We start from the raw sequence: 24,161 nt of genomic DNA, 5'->3' as shown, positions 1-24,161 counted from the left end.
TCCGGTTCGCGGCCTTTCCAGCAGGCTATGTCACCATAGCAATGCAAGCGTACATCAGTGGGCAAATAGTCCCTTTTAAGGGAGTGAATGTCAAGTTAATTAGCTGCGAAACTATTCACTATTTGAGGTATTATCTTTTCCGGCCCTTTTCGCCGCCTCGCAAGCGGGCACTGGTTTCAGGAAAGGATGTCCCATGGCCGTATATGCAAGCGTACATCAGTGCTTGCTATCACGGCATTATCGCCAGTGGTGCTGTCGTGATGCGGTCTTCGCATGGACCGCGCAATGAAGATACGATACTTCTGTATCGTGCTTGTTGTATCTGGTGCATTGTGTCTTCACGGTGATCGGAGTTACTCAGGTAATTCTGCACGCGTGATGTTCAGCGCCCAGAGCAAGTAAGCCAGGTAGCCGCCTTTCGGGGCGGCTTTCCTTCACTCAGATAATCCGATTCTGTTTAAAGTCGCGCAGGAAACCGCCCCAGCGACGTTCATAGAACGGTGCGATGTGCTCAGTGATAAAGTGGCTCACGCCCTTCTCACCTTTCCTCACCTGGCAGATGTCAATGGGTTCATCACCCGGCAGTGTATCGGTCGCGACGCTGCCCGCAGCGTGGATGATCTCTTCAATATCCCCTTCCGCTTCAATACCAATCAGCAGATTCGGCTGGGCTTCCGCGCTTTCTTTGATTGAGCAGAGAAACGCGCGTTTTACCGGCTTAATGGTTTTAAACAGCGTAGTCAGCGAGTCAATCATCTGCGCCGGAGGTTCAGCGACTTCAGAGAGGATCAGCGATTCACCGCCTTCCAGTACTTCCTGGGTGCTGAGCGGATTCCCCTCTTCCCCCATCAGCAGGCTGATTTCACGCGGCATAAATTCTTTGCCGGTCGGCAATTTCGCGTTGAGAAACAGCGTTTCGCCGAGCGTCATTTCAAACAATGTACGCACCGGCATGACGACAAATGCCTGCTCATCTTCAACCGCCTGCTGCAGAGCTTCCAGGGAGGTGAAGAACGGGATCACGGTTGTGCCGTCTTCTTTTTCCCAGTGCTGAAGGTCGAGGGCGCTGTCTTCAACCACCGCCTCGCCTTCTGCGGCTGTACCCGGCACCCAGACGGTAGACTCCAGTAAAGTACGGAAAAATGCCGGACGATGCGCAGGCTCTGTCGCCGCTTGCTCCAGCAGGGTTTCTAATTCGTTTTTCGTTTCGGACATAGAGATCACAAATTATGTATATGGGTTGTAGGCCTGATAAGACGCACGGCGTCGCCATCAGGCAAAATGCCGGGTGGCACTTCGCTTACCCGGCCTACAAAAACACCGTTCAGGCAATCAGCAGATTTGCAATCGTGCGCACACCCAGACCAGTTGCGCCCGCAGACCACTGCTCAACTGGCGCTTTGCGATAGGTTGCAGAGCAGTCGATATGCAGCCAGCCTTGCTGATAGTTTTCCACAAAATGGGACAGGAAGCCCGCCGCGGTGCTTGCGCCAGCCGGATAGGCCGCACTGCCGGTATTATTCAGCTCGGCAAAGTTAGACGGCAGTTGGCTACGGTGGAACTCTGCCAACGGCAGACGCCAGAACGGCTCGTTTTCTTGCGCCGCACTTGCCAGCAGACGGGTAGCCAGTTGATCGTCAAAGCTGAACAGCGCATGGTAATCGTTGCCCAGCGCAGTTTTCGCCGCGCCGGTCAGCGTGGCGGCATCAATGATCAATTCTGGTTTTTGCGCGCTGGCGTCGATCAGTCCATCGGCCAGTACCAGACGCCCTTCGGCATCGGTATTCATCACTTCAACTTTTTTACCGTTGCGATAGTGAATAATATCGCCGAGTTTAAAGGCGTTGCCGCTAATCAGGTTATCCGCGCAGCACAGATACAGCTTCACGCGCTTGTTCAGACCACGGGTGATGGCGAACGCCAGCGCGCCGGTCACCGTTGCCGCGCCGCCCATATCAGACTTCATCGAGTCCATAAATGCGCTTTGCTTGATGCTGTAACCGCCGGAGTCAAAAGTAATTCCCTTACCCACCAGGCAGGCATAAACCGGGGCTTCTTTATCGCCAGTTGGATTGTAATCCAGCGCCAGCAGTACCGGAGGACGTTCGGAGCCACGACCTACGGTATGCAATCCCATGTAGTTCTGCTCGCGCAGATCTTCGCCTTTAGTGATGCGGTAAGAGACGTTATCGCAGGCAACAGAGCACAGCAGGTCTACTGCGCGTTGCGCCAGCTGTTCCGGGCCCAGTTCTTCTGCCGGGGCGTTAATGGTATCGCGCACCCAGTCAATAATTTTCAGGCGGTTATCCAGCTCTTTGCGCTGCGCCTCATCCAGAGCGGCCCACTCAACTTTGCGGGTGCCTTTTGGTCCTTTGTAGCCCTGCCAGAACGCCCAGCTACGTTCAGTATCCCAGCCTTCACCATCCAGTTGGACATGTTTAATACCCAGGCCGTCAATTTTACGGGCGGCGCGCTGGATAAGGCCGAGGTCATCTTTTCCGTTCAGGTGCAGGGTAATGCCATCATTATTAATGCTGTATGTCGCCTTTTCACCCCAGCGGGCATCAGCGGGTTGCGTGGAAAGCGTAATTTTCATGGCTTCTGTCATTTTATTTATCCTTATTTTCGCGCATACAGGAAAACGGGCCACCCGTGGGCAGCCCGTTGACTTATTCGGCTTCGTCCAGCCAGACCAGCAAAATGGCCTCAAGGATTTTTTCGTTCGATGCCTGTGGATCATCATCGAACTCTTCCAGGTCACAGATCCACTGGTGCAGATCGATGAAACGAACGGTCTTGGGGTCGAGATCGGGGAACGCGTCGTACAGCGCCTCGCCGATTTCACGGCTATCGGTCCACTTCAGTCCCATACTACCCTCTGTTAATGCTCACGTGCATGATTGATTGTGTAACGTGGGATTTCGACCACTAAATCGTCCTCGGTGACACGTGCCTGACAGCTTAAACGGCTCTCCGGCTCCAGTCCCCAGGCTTTATCCAGCATGTCGTCTTCTTCTTCTGTGCTTTCCGGCAAAGAATCAAAACCTTCACGTACGATGCAGTGGCAGGTTGTGCAGGCACAGGATTTTTCACAGGCGTGTTCAATCTCGATACCGTTACGCAGGGCAACGTCAAGAATGGTTTCGCCGGTCTCAGCTTCCAGAACTGCGCCATCGGGACAGAGATCCTGATGAGGCAAAATAACAATCTTTGGCATATTAAACCTCGTCCACGGAATGGCCTTTCAGCGCGCTACGGACGGATTTGTCCATGCGGCGAGCGGCGAATTCCTGGGTTTGTTTGTCTACGTTTTTAATGGCTTGTTCTATCGCGTCAACATCGTCACCCAGTGCAACCTCGCTCAAATGCGCGGCGGCGGTGTCGATAGCCTGACGTTCTGCGGCGCTTAACAGCGCGGCATCAGCGTTCAACGCACCGGATAAACTTTCCAGTACGCGTGCCGCTTCGACTTTCTGTTCTGCCAGCATACGGGCTTTAACGTCCTGCTCGGCAAAACTCATCGAATCCTGAATCATGGAGGCGATTTCACTGTCGGTCAGACCGTAGGACGGTTTAACCTGAATTGAGGACTCAACGCCGGTGGATTTTTCCATGGCGGTGACGCTCAGCAGGCCATCGGCGTCCACCTGGAAGGTCACGCGGATGTGTGCGCCGCCAGCTGGCAATGCCGGGATGCCGCGCAGCGCAAAACGCGCCAGTGAACGGCAGTCCTGCACCAGCTCACGCTCGCCTTGCATTACGTGAATGGACATCGCGGTTTGGCCATCTTTAAAGGTGGTAAAGTCCTGCGCGCGCGCCACCGGAATCGTGGTGTTACGTGGGATCACTTTCTCCACCAGACCGCCCATGGTTTCCAGTCCCAGGGACAGCGGGATAACGTCCAGCAGCAGCATTTCGCTGTCTGGTTTATTTCCGACCAGAATATCTGCCTGGATTGCCGCACCAATAGCGACCACTTTGTCCGGGTCAATAGAAGTCAGCGGCGTACGGCCAAAAAATTCACCGACGCGTTCACGCACCAATGGCACGCGAGTTGAACCACCGACCATCACCACTTCCAGCACATCCTGCGGCTCCACGCCCGCATCTTTCAGCGCGCGACGGCAGGCCAGCAGCGTACGCTTGACCAGTGCGGAAATGAGTTCATTAAAGGTTTCACGGGTGATTTCACCCTGCCATCCCGCCACGTTAACCGTTACAGAATCAGCGTCGCTAAGCGCGATTTTCGCGGCAATCGCGGCATCCAGCAGTTCACGCTGTACGCGGTTATCGCTACGATCGGCCACGCCAGCCTGCTCACGAATATAATCGGCCAGCAGATGGTCAAAATCGTCGCCGCCGAGCGCGGAATCACCGCCGGTCGCCAGCACTTCAAACACGCCGCGGCTCAGGCGCAGAATAGAAATATCAAAAGTACCGCCGCCAAGATCGTAGACCGCAATCACGCCTTCCTGACCGGAGTCCAGACCATAGGCAATCGCAGCTGCGGTCGGTTCGTTCAACAGACGCAATACGTGCAGGCCCGCCAGACGCGCGGCGTCTTTGGTCCCCTGACGCTGTGCATCGTCAAAGTAAGCCGGAACGGTGATTACCACGCCGTCCAGTTCGTCGGACAGTGATTCGGTTGCCCGCGCGGCCAGCGCTTTCAGAATATCCGCGGAGACACGCACCGGATTAAGCAATCCGGCAGCGGTTTCAATCATCGGCAAGCCGTTTTCGCTTGCCTGGAACGTATATGGCAGATGCGGGTAACGCGCCTGGATATCCGCCAGAGAGCGGCCCATCATGCGTTTTACCGAACTGACGGTGTTTGCCGTATCCAGCGCAGCATTGGCGCGGGCATCGTAACCGACAGAATAACCCTGCTGCTGATAGTGAACCACTGACGGCAACAGGTGGCGACCTTCATGGTCTGCCAACGTTTCGGCCTGGCCGCTGCGTACGGTCGCAACCAGGGAATTGGTGGTGCCTAAATCAATACCTACCGCCAGACGACGCTGGTGCGGCGCGGCGCTCAGACCAGGCTCACTAATTTGTAATAAGGCCATTTTCGCTTCCGGAAATTAAAAATCGAGCAGTTTTTCTTCGAGTTGTTCTGCACTGCTTCGCAGTTTATCGAGAAAACGCAGCTTACGCACGGTATCTGCCGCTGCGTCCCACGTCTCGCTATCCAGCTGTTCCACCATCAGTTGATGACGAACGTTATACATTTCGCTGACGCGTTGCATAAACGCATCTAAACGTTGACTGTCTTTTGCCTGTTCAATTTCGTCCAGCTCTTCCCGCAGCTCCAGTTGTTCCATCAGAAACGCGGTATCGCGCACCGTGTGCTGCTCGCTACGGATGTCAAAGCCGTGTAAAGACAATAAGTATTCGGCGCGCATCAAAGGATGACGCAGCGTTTGCCAGGCCTGGTTGATAGTGGCGGACTGCGAAACCGCAGCAAGTTGTTCCGCCTGGGAACTGCTGGCAAATTTATCAGGATGATACTGACGTTGTAGATCCTGAAAACGTAGGCTCAGCGCCTGAGTATCGAGCTGATAACGGGCCGGTAAGCCAAAGAGGGTGAAGTAGTCCATAACATTCTCAGGGCATCGATTCTCTGTTGTTCACGGGAGCAAAACCAGAGAGTCAGGTAAAACAAACCCCACGCGCAGGCGACCACGGTGGGGTTATCGGTAAGCGCGTTACACGTGGAAGCTTTCGCCGCATCCACATTCGTCTTTCACGTTCGGGTTAGTAAACTTAAACCCTTCGTTCAGACCTTCTTTGACGAAGTCTAACTGCGTACCGTCGAGGAATTGCAGGCTCTTACCGTCGACCACAACTTTAACGCCTTTGTCTTCAAACACGGTATCTTCAGCCGCCGGCTCGTCAACAAATTCCAGTACATAGGCCATACCTGAGCAGCCGGAGGTTCTCACGCCCAGACGCAGACCAAACCCTTTACCGCGGTTTGCCAGGAAGGTATTTACACGCGCTGCTGCACTGTCGCTTAAGGTAATCGACATAATAAAACCTCAACTCTTAATTATTTTGCTTCACGTTTGCTTTTGTAATCCGCAATCGCGGCTTTAATCGCGTCTTCAGCCAGAATAGAGCAGTGAATTTTCACCGGTGGCAGTTCAAGCTCGTCGGCGATATCGGTGTTTTTAATCGCCTGTGCTTCGTCCAGAGATTTCCCTTTTACCCATTCGGTAACCAGAGAGCTGGAAGCAATAGCGGAACCGCAGCCGTAAGTCTTGAAACGCGCGTCTTCAATGATACCCTCATTGTTGACTTTGATCTGCAACTTCATCACGTCGCCACAGGCCGGTGCACCCACCATGCCGCTGCCCACGTTCTCGTCGCTGTTGTCAAAAGAACCCACGTTACGTGGATTCTCGTAATGATCGATTACTTTTTCGCTGTAAGCCATGCTGAATTCTCCTTATCGGTACCGATTAGTGATGTGACCATTCAATGCTGTTCAGATCCACGCCCTGTTTGAACATTTCCCACAGCGGAGAAAGGTCACGCAGGCGGCCGATGGAGTTGCGAACCAGATTAATGGCGTAGTCAATCTCTTCTTCGGTAGTGAAACGACCTAAAGAGAAACGAATTGAGCTATGTGCCAGCTCGTCGGTCATCCCCAGCGCGCGCAGCACGTAGGATGGCTCCAGGCTTGCAGAAGTACATGCAGAACCGGAGGATACAGCCAGATCTTTCAGCGCCATAATCAGCGATTCGCCTTCAACATAGTTGAAGCTAACGTTGAGAATGTTCGGTGCGCCCTGCTCGAGATCGCCGTTAAGATACACTTCTTCCATATCTTTCACGCCGTCCCACAGACGGTTACGCAGACTGCGCAGGCGCGCCATCTCGGTTTCCATCTCTTCTTTGGCAATGCGGTAGGCTTCACCCATGCCGACGATCTGGTGCACAGGCAGCGTACCGGAACGCATACCGCGCTCGTGACCGCCGCCATGCATCTGCGCTTCAATACGAATACGCGGTTTACGACGCACGTACAGCGCACCGATACCTTTCGGACCATAGATTTTGTGGCCGGAGAAGGACATCAGATCAACTTTCAGTTGGCTCAGATCGATAGGCAGTTTGCCCACGCTCTGGGTCGCATCAACGTGATAGATGATGCCGCGCGCACGGCACATTTCGCCGATAGTCGCGATATCCTGCACCACGCCGATTTCGTTATTCACGTGCATGATGGACACGAGGATAGTGTCGTCACGCATTGCCGCTTCAAGTTCTTTCAGGTCGATAATGCCGTTACGCTGCGGGGCGAGGTAGGTGACTTCAAACCCTTCGCGCTCCAGCTGACGACAGGTGTCCAGCACGGCTTTGTGTTCGGTTTTGCTGGTGATGATGTGCTTGCCTTTTTTCTGATAAAAGTTGGCTGCACCTTTAATCGCCAGGTTATCGGATTCAGTCGCACCGGAAGTAAAGACGATTTCACGCGGGTCAGCGCCCACGAGGTCAGCAATCTGGTTACGGGCGATATCTACCGCCTCTTCAGCCTGCCAGCCGAAACGGTGTGAACGAGACGCTGGGTTACCAAAGTTTCCGTCCAGGGTCAGACACTGCATCATTTTCTCGGCAACACGCGGGTCCACCGGCGTGGTTGCGGAGTAGTCGAGATAGATCGGTAATTTCATTGCTCTATAAACTCCGTACATCGCTTCAATGCAAGGAATCAGGCAACCGGCTGGATGTACGACCGAGTTAACGGGGTGTGTAGCACCCCGGCCTGATTCTAAAATACTTTTATTATGCGCGTAACTTAACGTCGATCGCGTCTTGTGCACGATTAGTGCGTGGAGCGTCATGGGTGTGCTGGCGACCAGACACATCCAGGACTTCCTGATTATTCACCAGTTCGCCCAACGTAATGTTGTTGAGGAAACCGGTCAGACGATCGCTCAGATCGCGCCACAGCGCGTGGGTCAGGCATTTATCGCCGCCCTGACAACCGCCTTTGCCCTGGCAACGGGTCGCATCTACAGACTCGTCCACAGCGCTGATTACTTCACCTACTGCGATGCTGCCGGCATCTTTACCCAGCAGATACCCGCCGCCTGGTCCACGTACGCTGGAAACCAGACCGTTTTTACGCAAACGGGAAAACAGCTGCTCCAGATATGACAGGGAAATTCCCTGACGTTCAGAAATATCAGCCAACGGTACCGGGCCCGTTTCGGAGTTGAGCGCAACGTCCAACATTGCGGTCACGGCATAACGCCCTTTTGATGTCAGTCTCATGTCTTACTTAGCCTCAAACTCGCCCCTGCCCGGGGTTTTTTATTGTAAAATGGGGGTATTGCATAGCAGGGGCAAGTCTGACATTCCCGACTAAATCAGTCAACTATTTACTTGACTAATTTAGTCAGGTATTTAACCTTCAGTGCCATTTTTACTTGCCGGAGGCGTTACGTTTACTTGCCTTTATTCTGTTGCTCAATTGAAGCTAAAATTCCGCGCAAAATGTTCAGCTCCTGGCTCTCAGGACGCGCACGCGTAAACAGACGGCGCAGCTTGTTCATCACCTGTCCCGGATGCCCTTCACGGATAAACCCGGTCGACAGCAGCGTTTGTTCCAGATGACCGTAAAAACGCTCTAAATCATCGACCAGCGGATACTCAGCTTCTTCGTATTCTGTGGTCTTCTCGCTTTCCTGCGTTGCCAGCCAGGCCATGCGCACTTCATAAGAGATGACCTGCACCGCCATCGCCAGGTTCAGCGAACTGTATTCCGGGTTCGCGGCAATAGCGACGTGGTAATGGCACTTCTGCAGTTCTTCATTCGTCAGGCCAACACGTTCACGGCCAAACACCAGCGCTACGGGCGAATTCGTCGCTTCAGAGACGCTTTTTAAACCGCATTCACGCGGATCCAGCATCGGCCACGGTAGTGTACGGGAGCGCGCACTGGTGCCTACTACCAGGCTGCAACCTGCCAGCGCTTCATCAAGAGTATCGACGATCTGCGCGCTGCCGATTACATCACTGGCACCTGCCGCCAGAGCGATGGCCTGAGAGTCCGGTTTAACCAGTGGATTTACCAGCCACAGATTGGTTAAACCCATGGTTTTCATTGCGCGGGCTACAGAGCCCATGTTGCCAGTGTGAGAGGTTTCCACCAGCACGATTCGAATATTTTGCAGCATTGTATTTCTTCGGCTAAAGATTATTCGGGCATATTATCATAAAACGAAGACATATTCCGAACTCGCTGCTATACTCTGCGCCGTTTTCCCGTTCTTTAACATCCAGTGAGAGAGACCGATGCATCCGATGCTGACCATCGCCGTGCGCGCAGCGCGCAAGGCGGGTAATGTAATTGCCAAACACTACGAAACCCCAGACTCTGTAGAAACCAGCCAGAAAGGCAGCAATGATTTCGTGACTAACGTCGATAAAGCCGCCGAAGCGATTATTATCGAAACTATTCGCAAATCTTACCCACAGCACACCATCATCACCGAAGAAAGCGGTGAGCACGCAGGTGAAGATCAGGATGTTCAATGGGTTATCGATCCACTGGATGGTACTACCAACTTCGTAAAACGTCTGCCGCACTTCGCGGTATCTATCGCAGTACGCATTAAAGGCCGTACTGAAGTCGCCGTTGTTTACGATCCAATGCGTAACGAACTGTTCACCGCCACTCGCGGCCAGGGCGCACAGCTGAACGGCTATCGTCTGCGTGGCAGCACCGCCCGCGATCTGGACGGCACCATCATCGCCACCGGTTTCCCGTTCAAAGCGAAGCAGCACGCCGCTTCTTACATGAAAATTCTTGGCAAAATGTTTACCGAGTGCGCTGACTTCCGCCGCACAGGTTCTGCTGCGCTGGATCTGGCTTACGTTGCCGCTGCGCGCGTTGACGGTTACTTCGAAATCGGTCTGAAACCATGGGATTTCGCAGCAGGTGAGCTGATTGCGCGTGAAGCTGGCGCACTGGTTTGCGACTTCACCGGTGGTCATAACTACCTGGCAACCGGCAACATCGTTGCAGGTAACCCGCGCGTTGTTAAAGCCATGTTGGCTAACATGCGTGACGAGCTGAGCGATGCGCTGAAGCGTTAATCTGCTGTGGTGCCGGATGCGACGTTTTCGCGTCTTATCCGGCCTACAAGTCATACCATTTCGCTCACTAACCTAAAACGGTCTTATCCCTCGCCCCACCGGCACCGCACTCATCCACATCACTACCGCAGCAACAATAAGCACCGCACCACCGGCTAACGCCAGCGTCGTCCAGCCAATCTGTCGCCACAGCACCGGCGCTTTATGCCCGCTAATTTTCACCGCCAATGAGCGAAAGCTATGTACCAGCAAAGCCAGTGACGTAATCGTCAAAGAGGTTCCTGCCGCCATCGCCAACGCCGACGCCATACCCCAGCTAAAGACGCCAACCACTTTACTGAACAGCAGCACCATAATTGCGCCAGAGCAGGGACGCATGCCCATAGAGAGAATAATCATCAACCGGGCGCGCCAGTCATCGCCGCTTTGCAGTTGTTCCGGGTTGGGCAAATGCTGATGCCCGCAGCCGCAGCCCTCGTGATGCACATGGTGCGGCGTAAAGGCGGTGAATTTCGGGCGCATCAGCAGCTGGCGCAATTTCTTTAGTGCACGGACACACAATAAAACGCCCAACACGCCAACCAGCGCATAACTTCCTTTCTCCAGCCAGAAACTGCTCATATGCAGCTGTCGGGCAGGCAGTTGCAGCACCGTGAGCACTACAACCACCAGTCCTATTGCCACCAGCCCCTGCAATAGGGAAGACGCCAGCGTCAGCCCAATGCTCGACTTGAGCTTCGACGGATGCGTCGCAAGCCAGGTCGTGATGACGATTTTGCCGTGCCCCGGCCCCAATGCGTGCAATACCCCATATATAAAGCTAAACAACAGCAGAGATCCGCCCGCACGTGTGGGGTTCGCGGCAACCGCTTTCAGCAACCCGCTCATCTGCTGGTTAACGTCGCGCTGCCAGACGACACTTTGCATCATTACCTGAGGCCAGGCCTGCCACAACCACAGCCCCCCGCCTGTCGCCAGCAACAAAAAGACCGCCAGTGGCCATAGCGTGAGCCAACGGCGTCTGGCTGCGCGTTGTTGATAAACTACTGACATTGCAGCGTCACCGTCTGTGCAAACTGTTTACCCAACTCCATATCCTCCGGCGGTGCGTCTTCTTTATCCAGCGACTGCGCAAAACTCAACATGTTTTCATTCGGCGTCGGCGTATGCATTGAAATATGGCATTGCTGGCTTATGGTCTGCGAAAGCCGGGCGTCGCTGTCTTTGTCATAGCTCATATCGACGTAGTAGGTCGGATCGAAGGTTGAAATAGTATATTTTTGACCGCTCAGTGGTTGAGCTTCGGCCAGCGGCAGAACGAACGTCAGCACCGCCTGGTGTTCTTCACGCTCCATGCCATATTCCGTCGGTCTGTTTTTAAACTTTACCTTTTTCCCATCGTGCCACACTTCGGTGAAATAGTGCTGCCCGAGAACGTTGGCCATCACTTCCGCCGCCAGTTTTTTCCAAATTTCATCACCAGGTTTAGCATTCCCCGCGTCGTAAAGCAGATCCGCCGACGTGATTTCATCCATCGTCCAGCGCATTTTTAGCGCGACGAACCGATCATTTTCGCTCACAACTTCGGTTTTCAGATGAATAAAGCTGTGGGGATGCGCACCTGCGCCAAAAGACAGGACAGCGAGAAACAACGTCATAAAGATACGTTTAACGCCTTGCATGAGTTCTCCACGATAAAAATCAACACCGCCACAAATAATGATGCCGTATTTGGCGCAAGTGTGCCGAGGATACCATTGAACGAAAAAATGTTGAGCCCCCTTTTCCGGTATCGATTCAGTTCTCAGTTTCGATAATTTCTTCTTCGGAAAATTCCACCCAAACACCTTTTCGGCGTCAAAGCCTAAGTCAAATGATAATAAAATGTTAATTAAAAGTTTCATTTTAATGTTTATTTAACACTTAGTTTGAACACTTGAATGCAAAATCATTCAAATTTAACTAATTGTTAACCATTTTATTTCTATAAATTCACAATGGTGGGCGTATATCACATTCTCCAAACTTATGATTCATTCCCTCTTCCATTCGTTGTTAACTTCACGCCGTGACATGTCCTGCCCCCTACGAAAGGTACAACTATGAAATTCAAACTCGCATTACTCAGTGCAACCCTGGTTTCTGCATGCATGTTGTCCGGCACGTCCTTTGCGGCGGAAAAATATGAAATTGCTGTGGTTGCCAAAGTCACTGGTATTCCCTGGTTTAACCGCATGGAAACCGGTGTTAACGAAGCAGCAAAAAAACTGGATGTGAACGCTTACCAGACCGGTCCGTCTACGCCGGACCCGGCACAGCAGGTCAAAGTGATTGAGGATCTGATCGCCAAAAACGTCAACGCGATCATCGTGGTACCAAACGATGCCAAGGTTCTTGAGCCAGTACTGAAAAAAGCGCGCGATAAAGGCATTGTGGTCCTGACGCACGAATCCCCGGACGAGCAAATCGGTCAGTGGGATATCGAAACCATCGATAGTGAAAAATACGCACAAGCCAACGTCGATGAGTTAGCGAAAAATATGGGCGGCAAAGGCGGGTATGCAATCTATGTTGGTTCGCTGACGGTCCCACTGCATAACGCGTGGGCGGATTATGCAATTAAGTACCAGAAAGAAAAATATCCGGAAATGTTCGAGGTCACTTCACGCCTGCCGGTCGCGGAAAGCATTGATAAATCTTACGCCACCACGCTGGATCTGATGAAAACCTATCCGCAGATGAAGGGCATTATCGGCTTCGGCTCACTGGGTCCAATTGGTGCGGGTCAGGCTGTGCAGAAAAAACGCGCCAAAGATAAAATTGCCGTCGTCGGGATCGCCATGCCAGCACAGGCTGCGCCTTACCTGATGCGCGGTGATATCAAAAAAGCGCTGCTGTGGGATCCAAAAGACGCGGGCTATGCACTGGTAACGGTTGCCGATCAGCTGTTGCAGGGCAAAGAAGTCAATGCAGATCTGAGTATCGACGGTTTAGGGAAAGCCGATATCGACACGGAGAAGAAAGTGATCCGCTTTAACAAGATCCTCGAAGTCACCAAAGACAACGCACAGTCACTCGGTTTCTAAGGCTTTTGCCAACACCAGGGAAACCATAACGCCGACCGTCTGGTCGGCGCTATCTACCAAACTAACACTCAGCGTCCATCAGGGCGCTCGCAGGGGTATTGTCCATGACAGACACCACCGCATTTATCACTCTTGAGAATATCAGCAAACAATTCCCGGGCGTGCTGGCGCTGGATAACGTGAATCTGACGCTGAGAAAAGGCGAAGTTCACTGTCTGGCGGGTCAAAACGGCTGTGGTAAAAGTACCATTATTAAAGTGATCTCCGGGGTTTATCACCCGGAAAAAGGCGCGCAGATTTTACTCGATGGCAAACTGTTCCATCACCTGACGCCGCAGCTTTCGTCCCACTACGGCATTCAGGTTATCTACCAGGACCTGTCGTTGTTCCCCAACTTTAGCGTCGCAGAAAATATCGCGGTCAACCGCTATCTGCCGGGCGGTGATATCTGGGTGCGTCGTGGTGCTATGAAACAGCAGGCGCTGGCAGCCATGAAACGTATCGGAGTGAATATCGATCCCGATAAAAAAGTAGAAAAACTCTCGATTGCCGACCGACAACTGGTCGCTATTTGCCGGGCAATTGCCGCAGATGCGCGTCTGGTTATTATGGACGAGCCCACCGCCTCGCTAACCCGCCAGGAGGTCAATGGACTGCTGAAGGTGGTTAACGAACTTAAAGCGGCCGGCATTTGCGTGGTGTTTGTCAGCCATCGTCTGGATGAAGTAATGGAAGTGGCAGACCGTATCAGCGTCATGCGCGACGGCAAACTGGTGGGCACATATCCTGCCAGCGAACTCGACAGCCACGAGCTGGCTTTCCTGATGACCGGACAACGCTTCCACTACAGCCCGCTGCCGGAGAAATCATTCGACGATCGAGAACCCCTGCTGGAGCTGCGCAACCTCAGCCGCAGAGGCAAATACCAGAACATTAATCTGTCGCTGCATGGCGGCGAGATTGTCTCGATTGTCGGCCTGTTGGGCGCCGGGCGTACCGAGCTTTGTTTGAGCCTGTTTGGCATGACGCACCCGGAAAGCGGCGAGATGCGTATTAACGGTCAGCCGGTCACGCTTCATAATAACCACGACGCCATTAAGCACGGGATCGGCTACGTCTCAGAAGATCGCCTGACGCAGGGGCTGATCATGGAGCAGTCGATTTACGACAACACCATCGTCACGGTGTTTGATCAACTGCACACCGGTAGCGGCTTGCTCGATCATCGTAAAGCGCAAAAGCTGGTCGCCGATTTAATCCGCGAACTGAATATCAAAGTGTCCGATCCGCACCTGCCGGTCAAAACCCTTTCCGGCGGCAATGCCCAGCGTATCGCCATTGCCAAATGGGTGGCGACCAATCCCCGCATCCTGATCCTCGACTCGCCTACCGTCGGCGTGGATATCGCCAACAAAGAGGGCATTTACCAGATAGCCCGCGATTTGGCGGAACAAGGTATGGCGGTGCTGATGATTTGCGATGAAATTCCGGAAGCATATTACAACAGCCACCGCGTGCTGGTGATGCGTCGCGGCAGACTGGTGGCGGAATTTAATCCTCATCACTGCCGTGAAGAGGAGATTGCTGAAGTGGTCGAGGTAATCAATGAATAAGATGCATCTGTCCCGTTTAATCGGACAACATGAATTCTGGCTGGGCCTGCTGGTCGTAGCGCTCGCGGTTGGGCTAAGTGTCAGCACCGATGAGTTCCTCTCGCTCGGCAATCTGACAGATGTGGCCACCAGCTACGCGATTCTCGGCATTCTTGCCTGCGGGTTGTTTGTGGTGCTGATTTCCGGTGGGATCGATATCTCCTTTCCGGCGATGACCGCGATTGCCCAGTATGCGATGGCCAGTTGGGTGATCGGCCACGGCGGCAACTTCGCACTGGCGTTAACCATTGCGATTGCGGTGGGTCTGCTGCTTGGACTGATTAATGGCTTCCTGGTCTACTGGCTGCGCGTTCCGGCAATCATCATTACCATCGCCACGCTGAACGTCTACTACGGCCTTCTGGTTTACGCCACCAAAGGCACCTGGCTGTACGGTTTCCCTGACTGGTTTATGAACGGCATTAACTGGTTCTCCTTCACCGCGGCAGATGGCTACGACTACGGCCTGACCCTGCCCCTGCTGTGCCTGGCGGCGGTGATCGTCTTTACCGCAGTGCTGATGAACTATACCCGTCTTGGCCGTCAGGTTTACGCCATGGGCGGCAACCGCGACGCGGCCTCACGCCTGGGGCTGAATCTGCTGAAACTGCATTTCTACGTCTATGGCTATATGGGCATTCTGGCAGGTGTTGCCGCCGTGGTTCAGGCGCAAATCACCCAGTCAGTTGCACCCAATTCGCTGCTCGGCTTTGAGCTGACGGTGCTGGCGGCGGTCGTGCTCGGCGGAACCAGCATGAGCGGCGGGCGCGGTACGTTGACCGGAACCCTGCTCGGCGTTGTCTTGCTCGCCTTCTTACAAAATGGTCTGACGCTACTCAGCGTCTCCTCTTACTGGCACACCGTATTCAGCGGCGCCATTATCCTGGTCAGCATCAGTGCCACGGCCTGGAACGAAAAACGCAAACTGGCAAGGGAGCTTTGAGATGAAAACAATCGCCAGATTTTTACCCGGTGATGCCATCATTCGTCTGCAATGCGTCATTATTGTGGTCGTCGCCCTGGTTTTCTCAGCCCTGCTCGGCAGCCGTTTTTTTAGCGTCGCTAACTTCCAGTCGATAGGCTCACAGTTACCGATCCTCGGCATGCTGGCCCTCGGGATGGGTATGACCATGCTGACCGGCGGCATTAACCTGTCAATTATTGCCGGGGCGAACGCCTGCTCGCTGGTAATGGCAGCGATTATCGTTACCCATCCGGATAACCCGCTGTTTCTGGTGCTGGCGCTGCTGGCAGGCGCAGCCGTGGCGGTGGCTATCGGTACGCTCAACGGCGCGCTGATTGCCTGGGTCGGCGTCTCACCGATTCTCGCCACCCTCGGCACGATGACACTTATCTCCGGGCTGAATATTCTGCTCTCCAACGGGACGGTGATTTCGGGTTTCCCGACCGCCATTCAGTACCTTGGCAACGCCACGATTGCGGGTATTCCGGTGGCACTGTTGCTCTTTTTCCTGGTGGCAATCCTGCTATGGGTACTGCTGGAGCACACCACGCTGGGGCGCAGTCTTTATCTCGTCGGCTCCAATGAACAGGCTACCCGCTACAGTGGTGTGAATACCGTACGGGTACAAATTTCCGTGTACGTGATTTCAGCCCTGCTCGGCTGGGTCGCCGCCATTCTGATGATGGCGAAATTCAACTCGGCAAAAGCCGGATACGGTGAGTCCTACCTGCTGGTCACCATCCTTGCCTCCGTACTCGGTGGCATCAATCCGGATGGCGGCTTCGGACGCATTATCGGCCTGGTACTGGCGCTGATTGTGCTGCAAATGCTGGAAAGCGGTCTTAACTTGCTGGGGGTCAGCAGCTATCTGACGATGGCGCTGTGGGGCGCGGTGCTGATCCTCTTTATCGCATTACAGAATCGTAAAGCCTGATTTCAGGAGAAAAAATTATGGCAAGTTACTTTATTGGTGTGGATGTCGGAACCGGAAGCGCCCGTGCTGGCGTGTTTGATCTCAACGGCAGAATGGTCGGCCAGGCCAGTCGGGCCATCGAGATTTACCGTCCGCAGGCCGATTTTGTTGAGCAGTCTTCCGATAACATCTGGCAGGCGGTGTGTAACGCGGTTCGCGATGCGATTAACCAGTCGGATATCAACCCTATCCAGGTGAAAGGTCTGGGCTTTGACGCGACCTGTTCACTGGTGGTGTTGGACAAAGAAGGTAAACCACTGACCATTAGTCCGTCCGGGCGCAGCGAACAGAATATCATTGTGTGGATGGATCACCGCGCCATTACTCAGGCTGAGCGCATTAACGCCCTGCATCATCGGGTGCTGGACTACGTTGGCGGTATTATCTCCCCGGAAATGCAAACGCCCAAACTGCTGTGGTTGAAGCAACATATGCCCAACACCTGGGCCAATGCGGGATACTACTTTGACCTGCCCGATTTCCTGACCTGGCGCGCAACGGGCGATGACACGCGCTCACTGTGCTCGACGGTGTGTAAATGGACCTATATGGGCCATGAAGACAAATGGGATGCCAGCTATTTCCGCCAGATTGGGCTGGAAGACTTGCTGGAACATGATGCCGCCAAAATTGGTCGCTACGTGAAAACCATGGGCGAACCGCTCGGTCATGGTCTTTCTGCGCGCGCCGCCAGCGAAATGGGGCTGATTCCGGGGACCGCTGTCAGCGTCTCGATCATCGATGCCCACGCCGGTACGCTCGGCACGCTCGGCGCGAGCGGTGTTTCCGGCGAGGTAGCGGATTTCGATCGCCGCGTCGCGCTGATTGGCGGCACCTCTACCGGACACATGGCGATTTCCAAAGAGCCGCGTTTTATCGGCGGTGTTTGGGGGCCTTACTACTCAGCAGTGCTGCCAGAATACTGGCTTAACGAAGGTGGACAGTCGGCAACCGGGGCGTTAATCGACCACGTTATTCAGTCGCATCCTTGTTACGAAACCTTGTTGACCCAGGCTAAATCTCAAGGGCAGACCATTTATGAAGTGTTGAATACGCTGCTGCGTAAAATGGCCGGTGAGCCGGAAGATATCGCATTTTTAACCCGCGATATGCACATCCTGCCCTATTTCCACGGCAACCGTTCACCGCGCGCCAACCCAACGCTCACAGGCGCTATCACTGGACTGAAGCTGTCGCGCACGCCGGAAGATATGGCGTTACAGTACCTCGCGACCATTCAGGCCATTGCGCTGGGAACCCGTCATATCATTGAAACGATGAATCAAAGCGGCTACACGATCGATACCATTATGGCCAGCGGCGGCGGGACGAAAAACCCGATCTTCGTTCAGGAGCATGCCAACGCCACCGGCTGTGCGATGCTGCTGCCTGAAGAGAGCGAAGCCATGCTGCTGGGTGGCGCCATGATGGGAACTATCGCCGCGGGCGTGTTCGATACCTTCCCGGAAGCAATGTCAGCGATGAGCCGGATTGGTAAAACGGTTACCCCGCAGACTAATCGCATTAAGCAGTACTACGATCGCAAATATCGGGTATTCCACGAGATGTATCAGGATCATATGAAATACCGCCAGTTGATGCAGGAGGACGCATGAGTAACTCCTGGTCTCAGGCCAGCGGCGTATTCCAGCTCTATAGCGATGCCCTGGCGGGGTTGGGGCAGCACCTGACTGAACCGCTCTGGCTGTCGCTGATGGCGGAGCTGCGCGGTTGTCAGGGCAAAATCGTCGTCACCGGCGTCGGTACCTCTGGCATTGCAGCGCGTAAAGTCGCACATATGCTTGCCTGCGTGGAACGTCCGGCGATTTACCTCAACGCGACGGACGCAGCACATGGCGATCTCGGTTTTTTACGCGCCGACGACCTGGTGATTATGCTGTCACGCGGGGGGAATTCGGACGAGCTCACCCGGCTGCTGCCCGGGTTGGCTGCGAGGAATGTGCCCATCCTGAGCGTGACTGAAAACGCCGATTCGGCCATTGCTAAAGCCTCGAGGCTAGTGATTTCCACCGGTGTACAGCGCGAGGCCGATCCGCTGAACATGTTGGCTACCACCTCTATTTTACTGGTGCTGGCTATCTTTGACGCCGCCTGTGCCTGTCTGATGAGCGAGAGCGGATACTCAAAGGAAACGCTGCTGGCGGTACATCCGGGCGGCGATGTGGGATTAACGCTGAGTCGTGAGAAGTAACGCCAGACAGCTGTTACGGAGGTAATGAATCTGTTGCCTCCGTCGTATTGCTACGTTCACTTTAGGTTTTTCACTTCTCTGAGATAGCATTTTCATACCTCCCTCCGCCAGTATTCCCCCTTCTGGCATTTTTTATATCTCAACAAAAAGATAAAACAGTGAAAAAGCGGATTAACGCGCTGCGTTCCACTACCGCTATCTGTTCCGCACGTTAAAAATTCTGTGACGCTCTCCAGCATTCCTGGTGGAAAGCATTCCATTCCTCAAATCTATGAGCAAACTTTAGCTATTCTTATCAAACATACTTACGGGAGACCCTACAGATGATGTCAACGCTTGCTCCGCCATCTGTACTTTCCGCTCCCCAGCGCCGTTGCCAGGTTCTGCTGACGCTTTTCCTGCCGGGGCAAATCGCGACTACACAAACCTTCAGCAGCCTCAACGGTGTCGATGATGCCACGGTTCAGGAAGATATTATTGGCGCAGGGCTCGAAATCCAGCGCTATCACCGGCTCACGATAGCCACCGCGCAGAATGGTGGCTATGCGATCGAAGGAACCCCGCTAAATCAGCGTCTGTGTCTGTTGCAGTGGCTGCGCCGTGGCCTGCGGATTTGCCCTACTTTTATCGCTCAGCATTTCACGCCCACTTTAAAAATTGCTCTTAAACAACAAGGTATCGCACGTACTCTGTATGACGACACCAATCTGCATGCGCTCATCAATCTGTGCTCCCGGCGCTTACAGAAGCCGTTTGAGTGTCGTGACATCCAGTTCCTGCGCTTGTATTTACAATATTGTCTGCTACAGCACCACGCGGGGATCACCCCGGAGTTTAATCCACTCCAGCAACGGTGGGCGCAATCCTGCGCGGAGTATCCGCTCGCCGAGGAAATTGGCCGCCACTGGCAGCGCCACGTCATGCAAAGTGCGCCGCTGGGCGAATCGCTGTTTATGGCGTTGTTATTCTCAATGATCCGCATCCCCGACCCGATCCGCGATAATCACCAGCAGGATCGCCGCCTGCGCCTTGCTATTGCGCAGCTGGTGTTGCGTTTTCGCGAGTATGGCAACGTGCGCTTCAGCGACGAGCAAGGGCTGAATGACCAGTTGTATATCCACCTGGCCCAGGCACTGAACCGCAGCGTGTTTGCCATCGGCATTGATAACACGCTACCGGAGGAGTTCAGCCGACTTTATCCCCGGCTGGTTCGAACTACCCGCGAGGCGATTCACGGCTTTGAAGCGGAATACGATGTCCAGTTTTCAGAAGAAGAGATCGGCCTGGTCGCCGTTATTTTCGGCGCCTGGCTGATGCAGGAGAAGGATTTGCACGAAAAGCAGATTATCCTGCTGACCGGTAGTAACGAACAACTTGAAGCGCATATAGAGCAACAGCTGCGCGAACTGACGCTGCTGCCGCTCAACGTAAAGCATATGCCGATGCAGGATTTTCAAAAAGAGGGAGCGCCGCGTGGCGTAACGCTGATTATTACACCGTACACCACGCCGCTACCGCTGTTTTCTCCCCCGCTGATTCATGCGGATCTGGCGCTTACGTCTCACCAGCAGCAGCAAATCCGCAAAATCCTTGAATCATAACGTCGCAGGCTGCGCCACCACTTTCGGGCGCAGAACGATAGCTGGTAGCGCCACCAGCGCCATCACCCAGAATACGCCGCTGCCCAGGTTCTGGTACAGATAGCCGGCGAAAACGGTCATGATGGCGATACTGCCGCCCATCGCCACCGCAGAATATACCGCCTGCAGACGAATCACTTCACTGCCCTGTCGCGCAGCAATGTAACGCATCGCCGCCAGGTGGCAGACGGTAAACGTTCCGCAATGCAGGATTTGCACCACAATCAGCCATGGCAGCTCTGTGCTCCAGCCCATCAGACCCCAACGCGCCACGCCGCAAACGGCGGAAAGCAGCAGAAGATCGCGAGCGCTAAAGCGGCGGAACAGCTTGTGGCTGAGCGCAAAAATAATCACTTCCGCCACCACGCCTAATGACCATAAATAGCCCACCGCCGAAGCGGAATACCCGGCAGACTGCCAGTAAATGGCGCTGAAACCGTAATAAGCTGCATGCGCGCCCTGCAGCAGACTCACGCAGGCCAGAAAGCGCCAGCTTTGGGTTATTAGCGCGCGCCAGGCGGGCCATCCTGCGCTCTCCTGCTGACGGTTTTCACCCGCTGGTTGCACGCTCGGGCGAATCATCATGCCCAGCAGCATTGAGGCGGCGCCAAGCGATAACAGGACCAGGATCACCCGATAGTCGAACAGGCTCACCAGTTTGCCGGTCAACGCAGAGCCGATCACAAAGGCCACGGATCCCCACAGTCGCACCCGACCGTAATCCATGGTTATCTGTTTTTGCCAGGTGTTGGCCAGCGCATCCGTCAGCGGTACCAGCGGTGAGAAAAACAGGTTAAAGCCGACCATCACCACCATCAGCCACGCCACGTTAGTCCCCGCCCAGAAGGCCAGCGCAAACACCAACGTCAATAAGGCCAGAATACGTAACGCTGAGATCAGCCGAGAGGGATCGCTCACACGCGGCGCAATCAGCAAGCTACCGAGAAAACGGGCAATCAGCCCCGCACCCAGCAGTAAACCGATGGTTTCCGGCGTCAGCCCTAACCCTTCGAGCCAGACGCTCCAGAAAGGCAGAAAGATACCGTAGCTAAAAAAGTAGGTGAAATAACCGAGCGCCAGCCAGCGCGTGGAATGCAAAGCCATGAATCCCTCCCGTTTGGAGGCGATAGTCTGGCGACAAACGCAGGCTGGCGCAAGAGAGCATTAACAGGCAGATAACATGATTTTTGCCCTATTCGACGCTAATTTGCATTGCAAAATGGCAGCGTTCTCCCTGCGCTAAAACCTGCAATCCCGGCTGCCCCTGCATGTTGTGGGCATTCACCGGATGCGTTTGCGGCTCCAGGCACAGGAACTCCTCACCCGACATTCTGAACAGCATCAACCACGGAGTTTGCGCTAAAATCGTGACTTTCATCACATCCCGCTGAATAACGGCCCGCCCGCTCCAGCCAGAATATCCGACATTCAGCCAGCTATCCTCACCGTATTGCGCATGCATGAAATCCGCCGCTGAAGGGATATCGCATTGCCATTCCAGCGGCAGATGCTGTTCCCCCTCCGGCCAGTAACCGCTGGCAGTGAACTGCGCCGTGCTGCGCTTATCAAAGGCGAAAAACGGATGGAACCCACAGCCGTAAATCATTGGCTGTTCACCGCAATGAGTGAGCGTCAACGAGGCGTGCAGGCTTGAGGTTTCCAGTTGATAGCAAAGCCGCGCCGTATAGTCGTAGCCGCAGGGGTGCCAACTGCGCAACTGCAGCAAACAGCCGCTTTGGGTAGCGGTAATAATCTGCCAGCGTTGCAGCCAGCCGTCACCGTGCAGGAAGAAAGTGTCGTCTGCGCCATGCTGAGGTAAAACCACCTCTTCACCGCGCAGCATAAAACGATTTCCCGCCACCCGATTCGCGACCGGCAGCATCGGGAACAGGCCGCAATCACCAGGCTGCTGACCATGACCTTCGCGTAAAATGGCCTGTTGATGTTGTAACGAAACCAGGCTTAATAGAGAACCGCCCTGCGGATCGACGCACATCCGCAGATGTGCGTTTTGTAGCGTCAGCAGACCATCCATTAGCGGGCGCTTCGCGGTTGGGTTGATGCACCAACTTTTGTATGCTGCGCCGCCAGCTGTTCTTCCAGCGCTTCCAGCGTCACGCCTTTGGTTTCCGGTACATTACGCAGAACATAGATGAAGCCCATCGCGCAAATCACACCGTACAGCAGGAAGCTTCCCGACGCGCCCAGACTCGCATTGAGCAGCGGGAAGGTATAGGTCAGCAGGAAACAAGCAATCCACAGCGCCAGCGTCCCCAGCGACATTGCCAGCCCGCGCACGCGGTTGGGAAAAATTTCTGATAGCAGCACCCAGGTCACCGGCGCCAGCGTCAGAGCATAAATCGCGATTGCCGCCAGCACCAGAACCAGAACCGGCCAGCCCATAATGCCCAACCCGTACGCCCCGGCAATCAATACGTAGATAACCGTCAATCCTGACGCGCCGAACAGCATCAGTTTACGACGGCCAATTTTGTCCACTAACGGCAGAGCAGCAAGGGTAAAGACCAGATTGATGATCCCTGTCGCCACGATCGATTTTAACGTACCGTTGATGTCGAATCCGGCAGAGGCGAAGATCTCCTGCGCATAGTTGAAAATAACGTTGATCCCACACCACTGCTGGAACACTGCCAGCACCATGCCAATAATCACGATCGGTTTGATCTGCGGTTGTAACAGCGTTGACCACGCGACCTTGTGATTATCTTTTTGCAGCGTATGTTCAATCTCTTTCAGCGTTTGCCCGGCATATTCCGCCGAACCAATGCGCTGCAGCATGGCACGCGCACGATCGGCTTTGCCCGCTTTCACCAGCCAGCGCGGCGATTCAGGTACAAAGAACATCAGCACCAGGAAAATTACCGCAGGCACTAATTCAGCACCAAACATCCAGCGCCAGCCTGTCTGACCGTTCCAGCTTTCAACAATGGCCTGCTGCGTAGCGCCTGTGGCAACAGGTTCGGCAATCATCAGGTTGATAAGCTGCGCCGCCAGTACGCCAATGACGATGGTGAGCTGGTTAACGGCAACAAAGCGACCTCGCTTTTCCGCCGGGCTGACCTCGGCGATATACAGCGGACTTAGCGCAGACGCCAGACCAATCCCCACGCCACCCACAATGCGATAGACAATAAACATATCGAAGTTACTGGCGACGGCAGTTCCCCATGCAGAAGCGCTAAACAGGATCGCTGAAAGAATCAGCGGCATTTTTCGGCCAAATTTATCGGCGCACCAGCCGGAAATCAGCGCGCCAAAGATACAACCAACCAGCGCGGAACTCATCGCCCAGCCGGATTGCGCCGGATCGGTAATCGAGAAATATGCTTCATAGAAGGGTTTTGCCCCGCCGATCACCACCCAGTCATAGCCAAACAGTAAACCTCCGCAGGCCGCAACCAGGCAGATAGTCCAGACGTAACCAATCTTTAAATGTGTCTGCGCGTTATTCATTATGATTCCTCTTTCAGGGAAACGCAGGGTACAGTAGGTTTCGGGTGAGG

General features: G+C 54.2%; 25 protein-coding genes. 9 read left to right on the top strand and 16 right to left on the bottom strand.

The features are described 5' to 3' along the window. The first annotated feature begins 273 nt into the window (after positions 1–273). Complete coding sequence (timP, locus tag SK33_RS26380; RefSeq protein WP_306419305.1) at positions 274–402, top strand: small toxic inner membrane protein TimP; 129 nt, start codon at positions 274–276, stop codon at positions 400–402. Between the two features lie 36 nt (positions 403–438). On the opposite strand, the gene sseB is transcribed toward timP, so the two are convergent. The 11 genes from sseB to trmJ all read right to left on the bottom strand — a co-directional run bounded on the left by sseB (position 439) and on the right by trmJ (position 9,188). Beyond that, positions 439–1,215 (bottom strand): enhanced serine sensitivity protein SseB, encoded by a 777-nt coding sequence (gene sseB / locus SK33_RS06470; RefSeq protein ID WP_003037698.1) that lies wholly within the window; start codon positions 1,213–1,215, stop codon positions 439–441. A 109-nt stretch (positions 1,216–1,324) separates the two neighbouring features. After that, positions 1,325–2,608, bottom strand: a complete 1,284-nt coding sequence (gene pepB, locus SK33_RS06465) for an aminopeptidase PepB (RefSeq protein WP_048218396.1) — start codon at positions 2,606–2,608, stop codon at positions 1,325–1,327. Between the two features lie 61 nt (positions 2,609–2,669). Further along, positions 2,670–2,870 carry a Fe-S cluster assembly protein IscX gene (iscX, locus tag SK33_RS06460; RefSeq protein WP_048218397.1) on the bottom strand — a complete coding sequence of 67 codons (201 nt, stop codon included), beginning with the start codon at positions 2,868–2,870 and terminating at the stop codon, positions 2,670–2,672. 11 nt (positions 2,871–2,881) lie between these two features. Next, entirely contained in the window at positions 2,882–3,217 is a 336-nt protein-coding gene (fdx, locus tag SK33_RS06455) for an ISC system 2Fe-2S type ferredoxin (RefSeq protein ID WP_003037690.1), read from the bottom strand. A gap of 1 nt (position 3,218) precedes the next feature. After that, positions 3,219–5,069: a Fe-S protein assembly chaperone HscA gene (gene hscA, locus SK33_RS06450; RefSeq protein WP_048218398.1), complete on the bottom strand. Its 1,851-nt coding sequence runs from the start codon at positions 5,067–5,069 to the stop codon at positions 3,219–3,221. Positions 5,070–5,084: 15 nt separating this feature from the next. After that, positions 5,085–5,600 carry a co-chaperone HscB gene (hscB, locus tag SK33_RS06445; RefSeq protein ID WP_003037683.1) on the bottom strand — a complete coding sequence of 172 codons (516 nt, stop codon included), beginning with the start codon at positions 5,598–5,600 and terminating at the stop codon, positions 5,085–5,087. 108 nt (positions 5,601–5,708) lie between these two features. Beyond that, entirely contained in the window at positions 5,709–6,032 is a 324-nt protein-coding gene (gene iscA, locus SK33_RS06440) for an iron-sulfur cluster assembly protein IscA (RefSeq protein ID WP_003037681.1), read from the bottom strand. A gap of 20 nt (positions 6,033–6,052) precedes the next feature. Continuing rightward, positions 6,053–6,439: a Fe-S cluster assembly scaffold IscU gene (gene iscU / locus SK33_RS06435; RefSeq protein ID WP_002913991.1), complete on the bottom strand. Its 387-nt coding sequence runs from the start codon at positions 6,437–6,439 to the stop codon at positions 6,053–6,055. Between the two features lie 25 nt (positions 6,440–6,464). After that, a complete protein-coding gene (iscS, locus tag SK33_RS06430; RefSeq protein WP_003037677.1) occupies positions 6,465–7,679 on the bottom strand; it encodes a cysteine desulfurase in 1,215 nt (404 codons plus the stop codon). Between the two features lie 112 nt (positions 7,680–7,791). Further along, positions 7,792–8,283: a Fe-S cluster assembly transcriptional regulator IscR gene (iscR, locus tag SK33_RS06425; protein ID WP_003037674.1), complete on the bottom strand. Its 492-nt coding sequence runs from the start codon at positions 8,281–8,283 to the stop codon at positions 7,792–7,794. A 173-nt stretch (positions 8,284–8,456) separates the two neighbouring features. Further along, positions 8,457–9,188: a tRNA (cytosine(32)/uridine(32)-2'-O)-methyltransferase TrmJ gene (gene trmJ / locus SK33_RS06420; RefSeq protein WP_048218399.1), complete on the bottom strand. Its 732-nt coding sequence runs from the start codon at positions 9,186–9,188 to the stop codon at positions 8,457–8,459. A gap of 118 nt (positions 9,189–9,306) precedes the next feature. On the opposite strand from trmJ, the gene suhB reads away from it, so the two are divergent. Next, complete coding sequence (gene suhB / locus SK33_RS06415; RefSeq protein WP_003037670.1) at positions 9,307–10,110, top strand: inositol-1-monophosphatase; 804 nt, start codon at positions 9,307–9,309, stop codon at positions 10,108–10,110. Between the two features lie 72 nt (positions 10,111–10,182). On the opposite strand, the gene SK33_RS06410 is transcribed toward suhB, so the two are convergent. Both SK33_RS06410 and SK33_RS06405 read right to left on the bottom strand, forming a co-directional pair. Further along, entirely contained in the window at positions 10,183–11,163 is a 981-nt protein-coding gene (locus tag SK33_RS06410) for a nickel/cobalt transporter (RefSeq protein WP_048218400.1), read from the bottom strand. Continuing rightward, positions 11,154–11,792: a DUF1007 family protein gene (locus SK33_RS06405; protein WP_032949790.1), complete on the bottom strand. Its 639-nt coding sequence runs from the start codon at positions 11,790–11,792 to the stop codon at positions 11,154–11,156. The genes SK33_RS06410 and SK33_RS06405 overlap by 10 nt, the downstream gene beginning before the upstream one ends. Positions 11,793–12,212: 420 nt before the next feature. Here SK33_RS06405 and SK33_RS06400 point away from each other — a divergent pair, with 420 nt between their 5' ends. From SK33_RS06400 to csiE, 7 genes are all read left to right on the top strand, one after another. Next, a complete protein-coding gene (locus tag SK33_RS06400) occupies positions 12,213–13,196 on the top strand; it encodes an autoinducer 2 ABC transporter substrate-binding protein (RefSeq protein WP_003037665.1) in 984 nt (327 codons plus the stop codon). 104 nt (positions 13,197–13,300) lie between these two features. Next, positions 13,301–14,809 (top strand): sugar ABC transporter ATP-binding protein, encoded by a 1,509-nt coding sequence (locus tag SK33_RS06395; RefSeq protein ID WP_048218401.1) that lies wholly within the window; start codon positions 13,301–13,303, stop codon positions 14,807–14,809. Further along, the gene (locus tag SK33_RS06390) at positions 14,802–15,791 is read left to right on the top strand and encodes an ABC transporter permease (protein ID WP_003037661.1); all 990 of its coding nucleotides are present in this window, start codon (positions 14,802–14,804) and stop codon (positions 15,789–15,791) included. The genes SK33_RS06395 and SK33_RS06390 overlap by 8 nt, the downstream gene beginning before the upstream one ends. A 1-nt stretch (position 15,792) precedes the next feature. Beyond that, positions 15,793–16,746: an ABC transporter permease gene (locus SK33_RS06385; protein ID WP_003037658.1), complete on the top strand. Its 954-nt coding sequence runs from the start codon at positions 15,793–15,795 to the stop codon at positions 16,744–16,746. Positions 16,747–16,763: 17 nt separating this feature from the next. Beyond that, positions 16,764–18,401: an FGGY-family carbohydrate kinase gene (locus tag SK33_RS06380; protein WP_003037655.1), complete on the top strand. Its 1,638-nt coding sequence runs from the start codon at positions 16,764–16,766 to the stop codon at positions 18,399–18,401. Next, positions 18,398–18,997 carry a KpsF/GutQ family sugar-phosphate isomerase gene (locus SK33_RS06375; RefSeq protein WP_048218402.1) on the top strand — a complete coding sequence of 200 codons (600 nt, stop codon included), beginning with the start codon at positions 18,398–18,400 and terminating at the stop codon, positions 18,995–18,997. Before SK33_RS06380 ends, SK33_RS06375 begins: the two co-directional genes overlap by 4 nt. 323 nt (positions 18,998–19,320) lie before the next feature. Then, complete coding sequence (gene csiE, locus SK33_RS06370) at positions 19,321–20,598, top strand: stationary phase inducible protein CsiE (protein WP_048218403.1); 1,278 nt, start codon at positions 19,321–19,323, stop codon at positions 20,596–20,598. Here csiE and SK33_RS06365 read toward each other — a convergent pair. The 3 genes from SK33_RS06365 to SK33_RS06355 form a co-directional block, all read right to left on the bottom strand. Further along, positions 20,593–21,741 (bottom strand): 3-phenylpropionate MFS transporter, encoded by a 1,149-nt coding sequence (locus tag SK33_RS06365; protein ID WP_003037650.1) that lies wholly within the window; start codon positions 21,739–21,741, stop codon positions 20,593–20,595. The genes csiE and SK33_RS06365 overlap by 6 nt on opposite strands. Before the next feature lie 88 nt (positions 21,742–21,829). Next, positions 21,830–22,672 carry an aldose 1-epimerase gene (locus SK33_RS06360; protein ID WP_048218404.1) on the bottom strand — a complete coding sequence of 281 codons (843 nt, stop codon included), beginning with the start codon at positions 22,670–22,672 and terminating at the stop codon, positions 21,830–21,832. Further along, complete coding sequence (locus SK33_RS06355; protein WP_003838420.1) at positions 22,672–24,111, bottom strand: sugar porter family MFS transporter; 1,440 nt, start codon at positions 24,109–24,111, stop codon at positions 22,672–22,674. The genes SK33_RS06360 and SK33_RS06355 overlap by 1 nt, the downstream gene beginning before the upstream one ends. Positions 24,112–24,161 lie beyond the last annotated feature (50 nt).

Origin of the sequence: Citrobacter sp. MGH103, from assembly GCF_001034475.2 — a bacterium.
Taxonomy (GTDB): Bacteria; Pseudomonadota; Gammaproteobacteria; order Enterobacterales; family Enterobacteriaceae; genus Citrobacter; species Citrobacter freundii.
This window is presented reverse-complemented; position numbering and strand designations above follow the sequence as displayed.

Bases quoted from the DNA above. Each gene is read 5' to 3' on its own strand.
- timP (WP_306419305.1), top strand. From the start codon at position 274: ATGGACCGCGCAATGAAGATACGATACTTCTGTATCGTGCTTGTTGTA.
- sseB (WP_003037698.1), bottom strand. From the start codon at position 1,215: ATGTCCGAAACGAAAAACGAATTAGAAACCCTGCTGGAGCAAGCGGCG.
- pepB (WP_048218396.1), bottom strand. From the start codon at position 2,608: ATGACAGAAGCCATGAAAATTACGCTTTCCACGCAACCCGCTGATGCC.
- iscX (WP_048218397.1), bottom strand. From the start codon at position 2,870: ATGGGACTGAAGTGGACCGATAGCCGTGAAATCGGCGAGGCGCTGTAC.
- fdx (WP_003037690.1), bottom strand. From the start codon at position 3,217: ATGCCAAAGATTGTTATTTTGCCTCATCAGGATCTCTGTCCCGATGGC.
- hscA (WP_048218398.1), bottom strand. From the start codon at position 5,069: ATGGCCTTATTACAAATTAGTGAGCCTGGTCTGAGCGCCGCGCCGCAC.
- hscB (WP_003037683.1), bottom strand. From the start codon at position 5,600: ATGGACTACTTCACCCTCTTTGGCTTACCGGCCCGTTATCAGCTCGAT.
- iscA (WP_003037681.1), bottom strand. From the start codon at position 6,032: ATGTCGATTACCTTAAGCGACAGTGCAGCAGCGCGTGTAAATACCTTC.
- iscU (WP_002913991.1), bottom strand. From the start codon at position 6,439: ATGGCTTACAGCGAAAAAGTAATCGATCATTACGAGAATCCACGTAAC.
- iscS (WP_003037677.1), bottom strand. From the start codon at position 7,679: ATGAAATTACCGATCTATCTCGACTACTCCGCAACCACGCCGGTGGAC.
- iscR (WP_003037674.1), bottom strand. From the start codon at position 8,283: ATGAGACTGACATCAAAAGGGCGTTATGCCGTGACCGCAATGTTGGAC.
- trmJ (WP_048218399.1), bottom strand. From the start codon at position 9,188: ATGCTGCAAAATATTCGAATCGTGCTGGTGGAAACCTCTCACACTGGC.
- suhB (WP_003037670.1), top strand. From the start codon at position 9,307: ATGCATCCGATGCTGACCATCGCCGTGCGCGCAGCGCGCAAGGCGGGT.
- SK33_RS06410 (WP_048218400.1), bottom strand. From the start codon at position 11,163: ATGTCAGTAGTTTATCAACAACGCGCAGCCAGACGCCGTTGGCTCACG.
- SK33_RS06405 (WP_032949790.1), bottom strand. From the start codon at position 11,792: ATGCAAGGCGTTAAACGTATCTTTATGACGTTGTTTCTCGCTGTCCTG.
- SK33_RS06400 (WP_003037665.1), top strand. From the start codon at position 12,213: ATGAAATTCAAACTCGCATTACTCAGTGCAACCCTGGTTTCTGCATGC.
- SK33_RS06395 (WP_048218401.1), top strand. From the start codon at position 13,301: ATGACAGACACCACCGCATTTATCACTCTTGAGAATATCAGCAAACAA.
- SK33_RS06390 (WP_003037661.1), top strand. From the start codon at position 14,802: ATGAATAAGATGCATCTGTCCCGTTTAATCGGACAACATGAATTCTGG.
- SK33_RS06385 (WP_003037658.1), top strand. From the start codon at position 15,793: ATGAAAACAATCGCCAGATTTTTACCCGGTGATGCCATCATTCGTCTG.
- SK33_RS06380 (WP_003037655.1), top strand. From the start codon at position 16,764: ATGGCAAGTTACTTTATTGGTGTGGATGTCGGAACCGGAAGCGCCCGT.
- SK33_RS06375 (WP_048218402.1), top strand. From the start codon at position 18,398: ATGAGTAACTCCTGGTCTCAGGCCAGCGGCGTATTCCAGCTCTATAGC.
- csiE (WP_048218403.1), top strand. From the start codon at position 19,321: ATGATGTCAACGCTTGCTCCGCCATCTGTACTTTCCGCTCCCCAGCGC.
- SK33_RS06365 (WP_003037650.1), bottom strand. From the start codon at position 21,741: ATGGCTTTGCATTCCACGCGCTGGCTGGCGCTCGGTTATTTCACCTAC.
- SK33_RS06360 (WP_048218404.1), bottom strand. From the start codon at position 22,672: ATGGATGGTCTGCTGACGCTACAAAACGCACATCTGCGGATGTGCGTC.
- SK33_RS06355 (WP_003838420.1), bottom strand. From the start codon at position 24,111: ATGAATAACGCGCAGACACATTTAAAGATTGGTTACGTCTGGACTATC.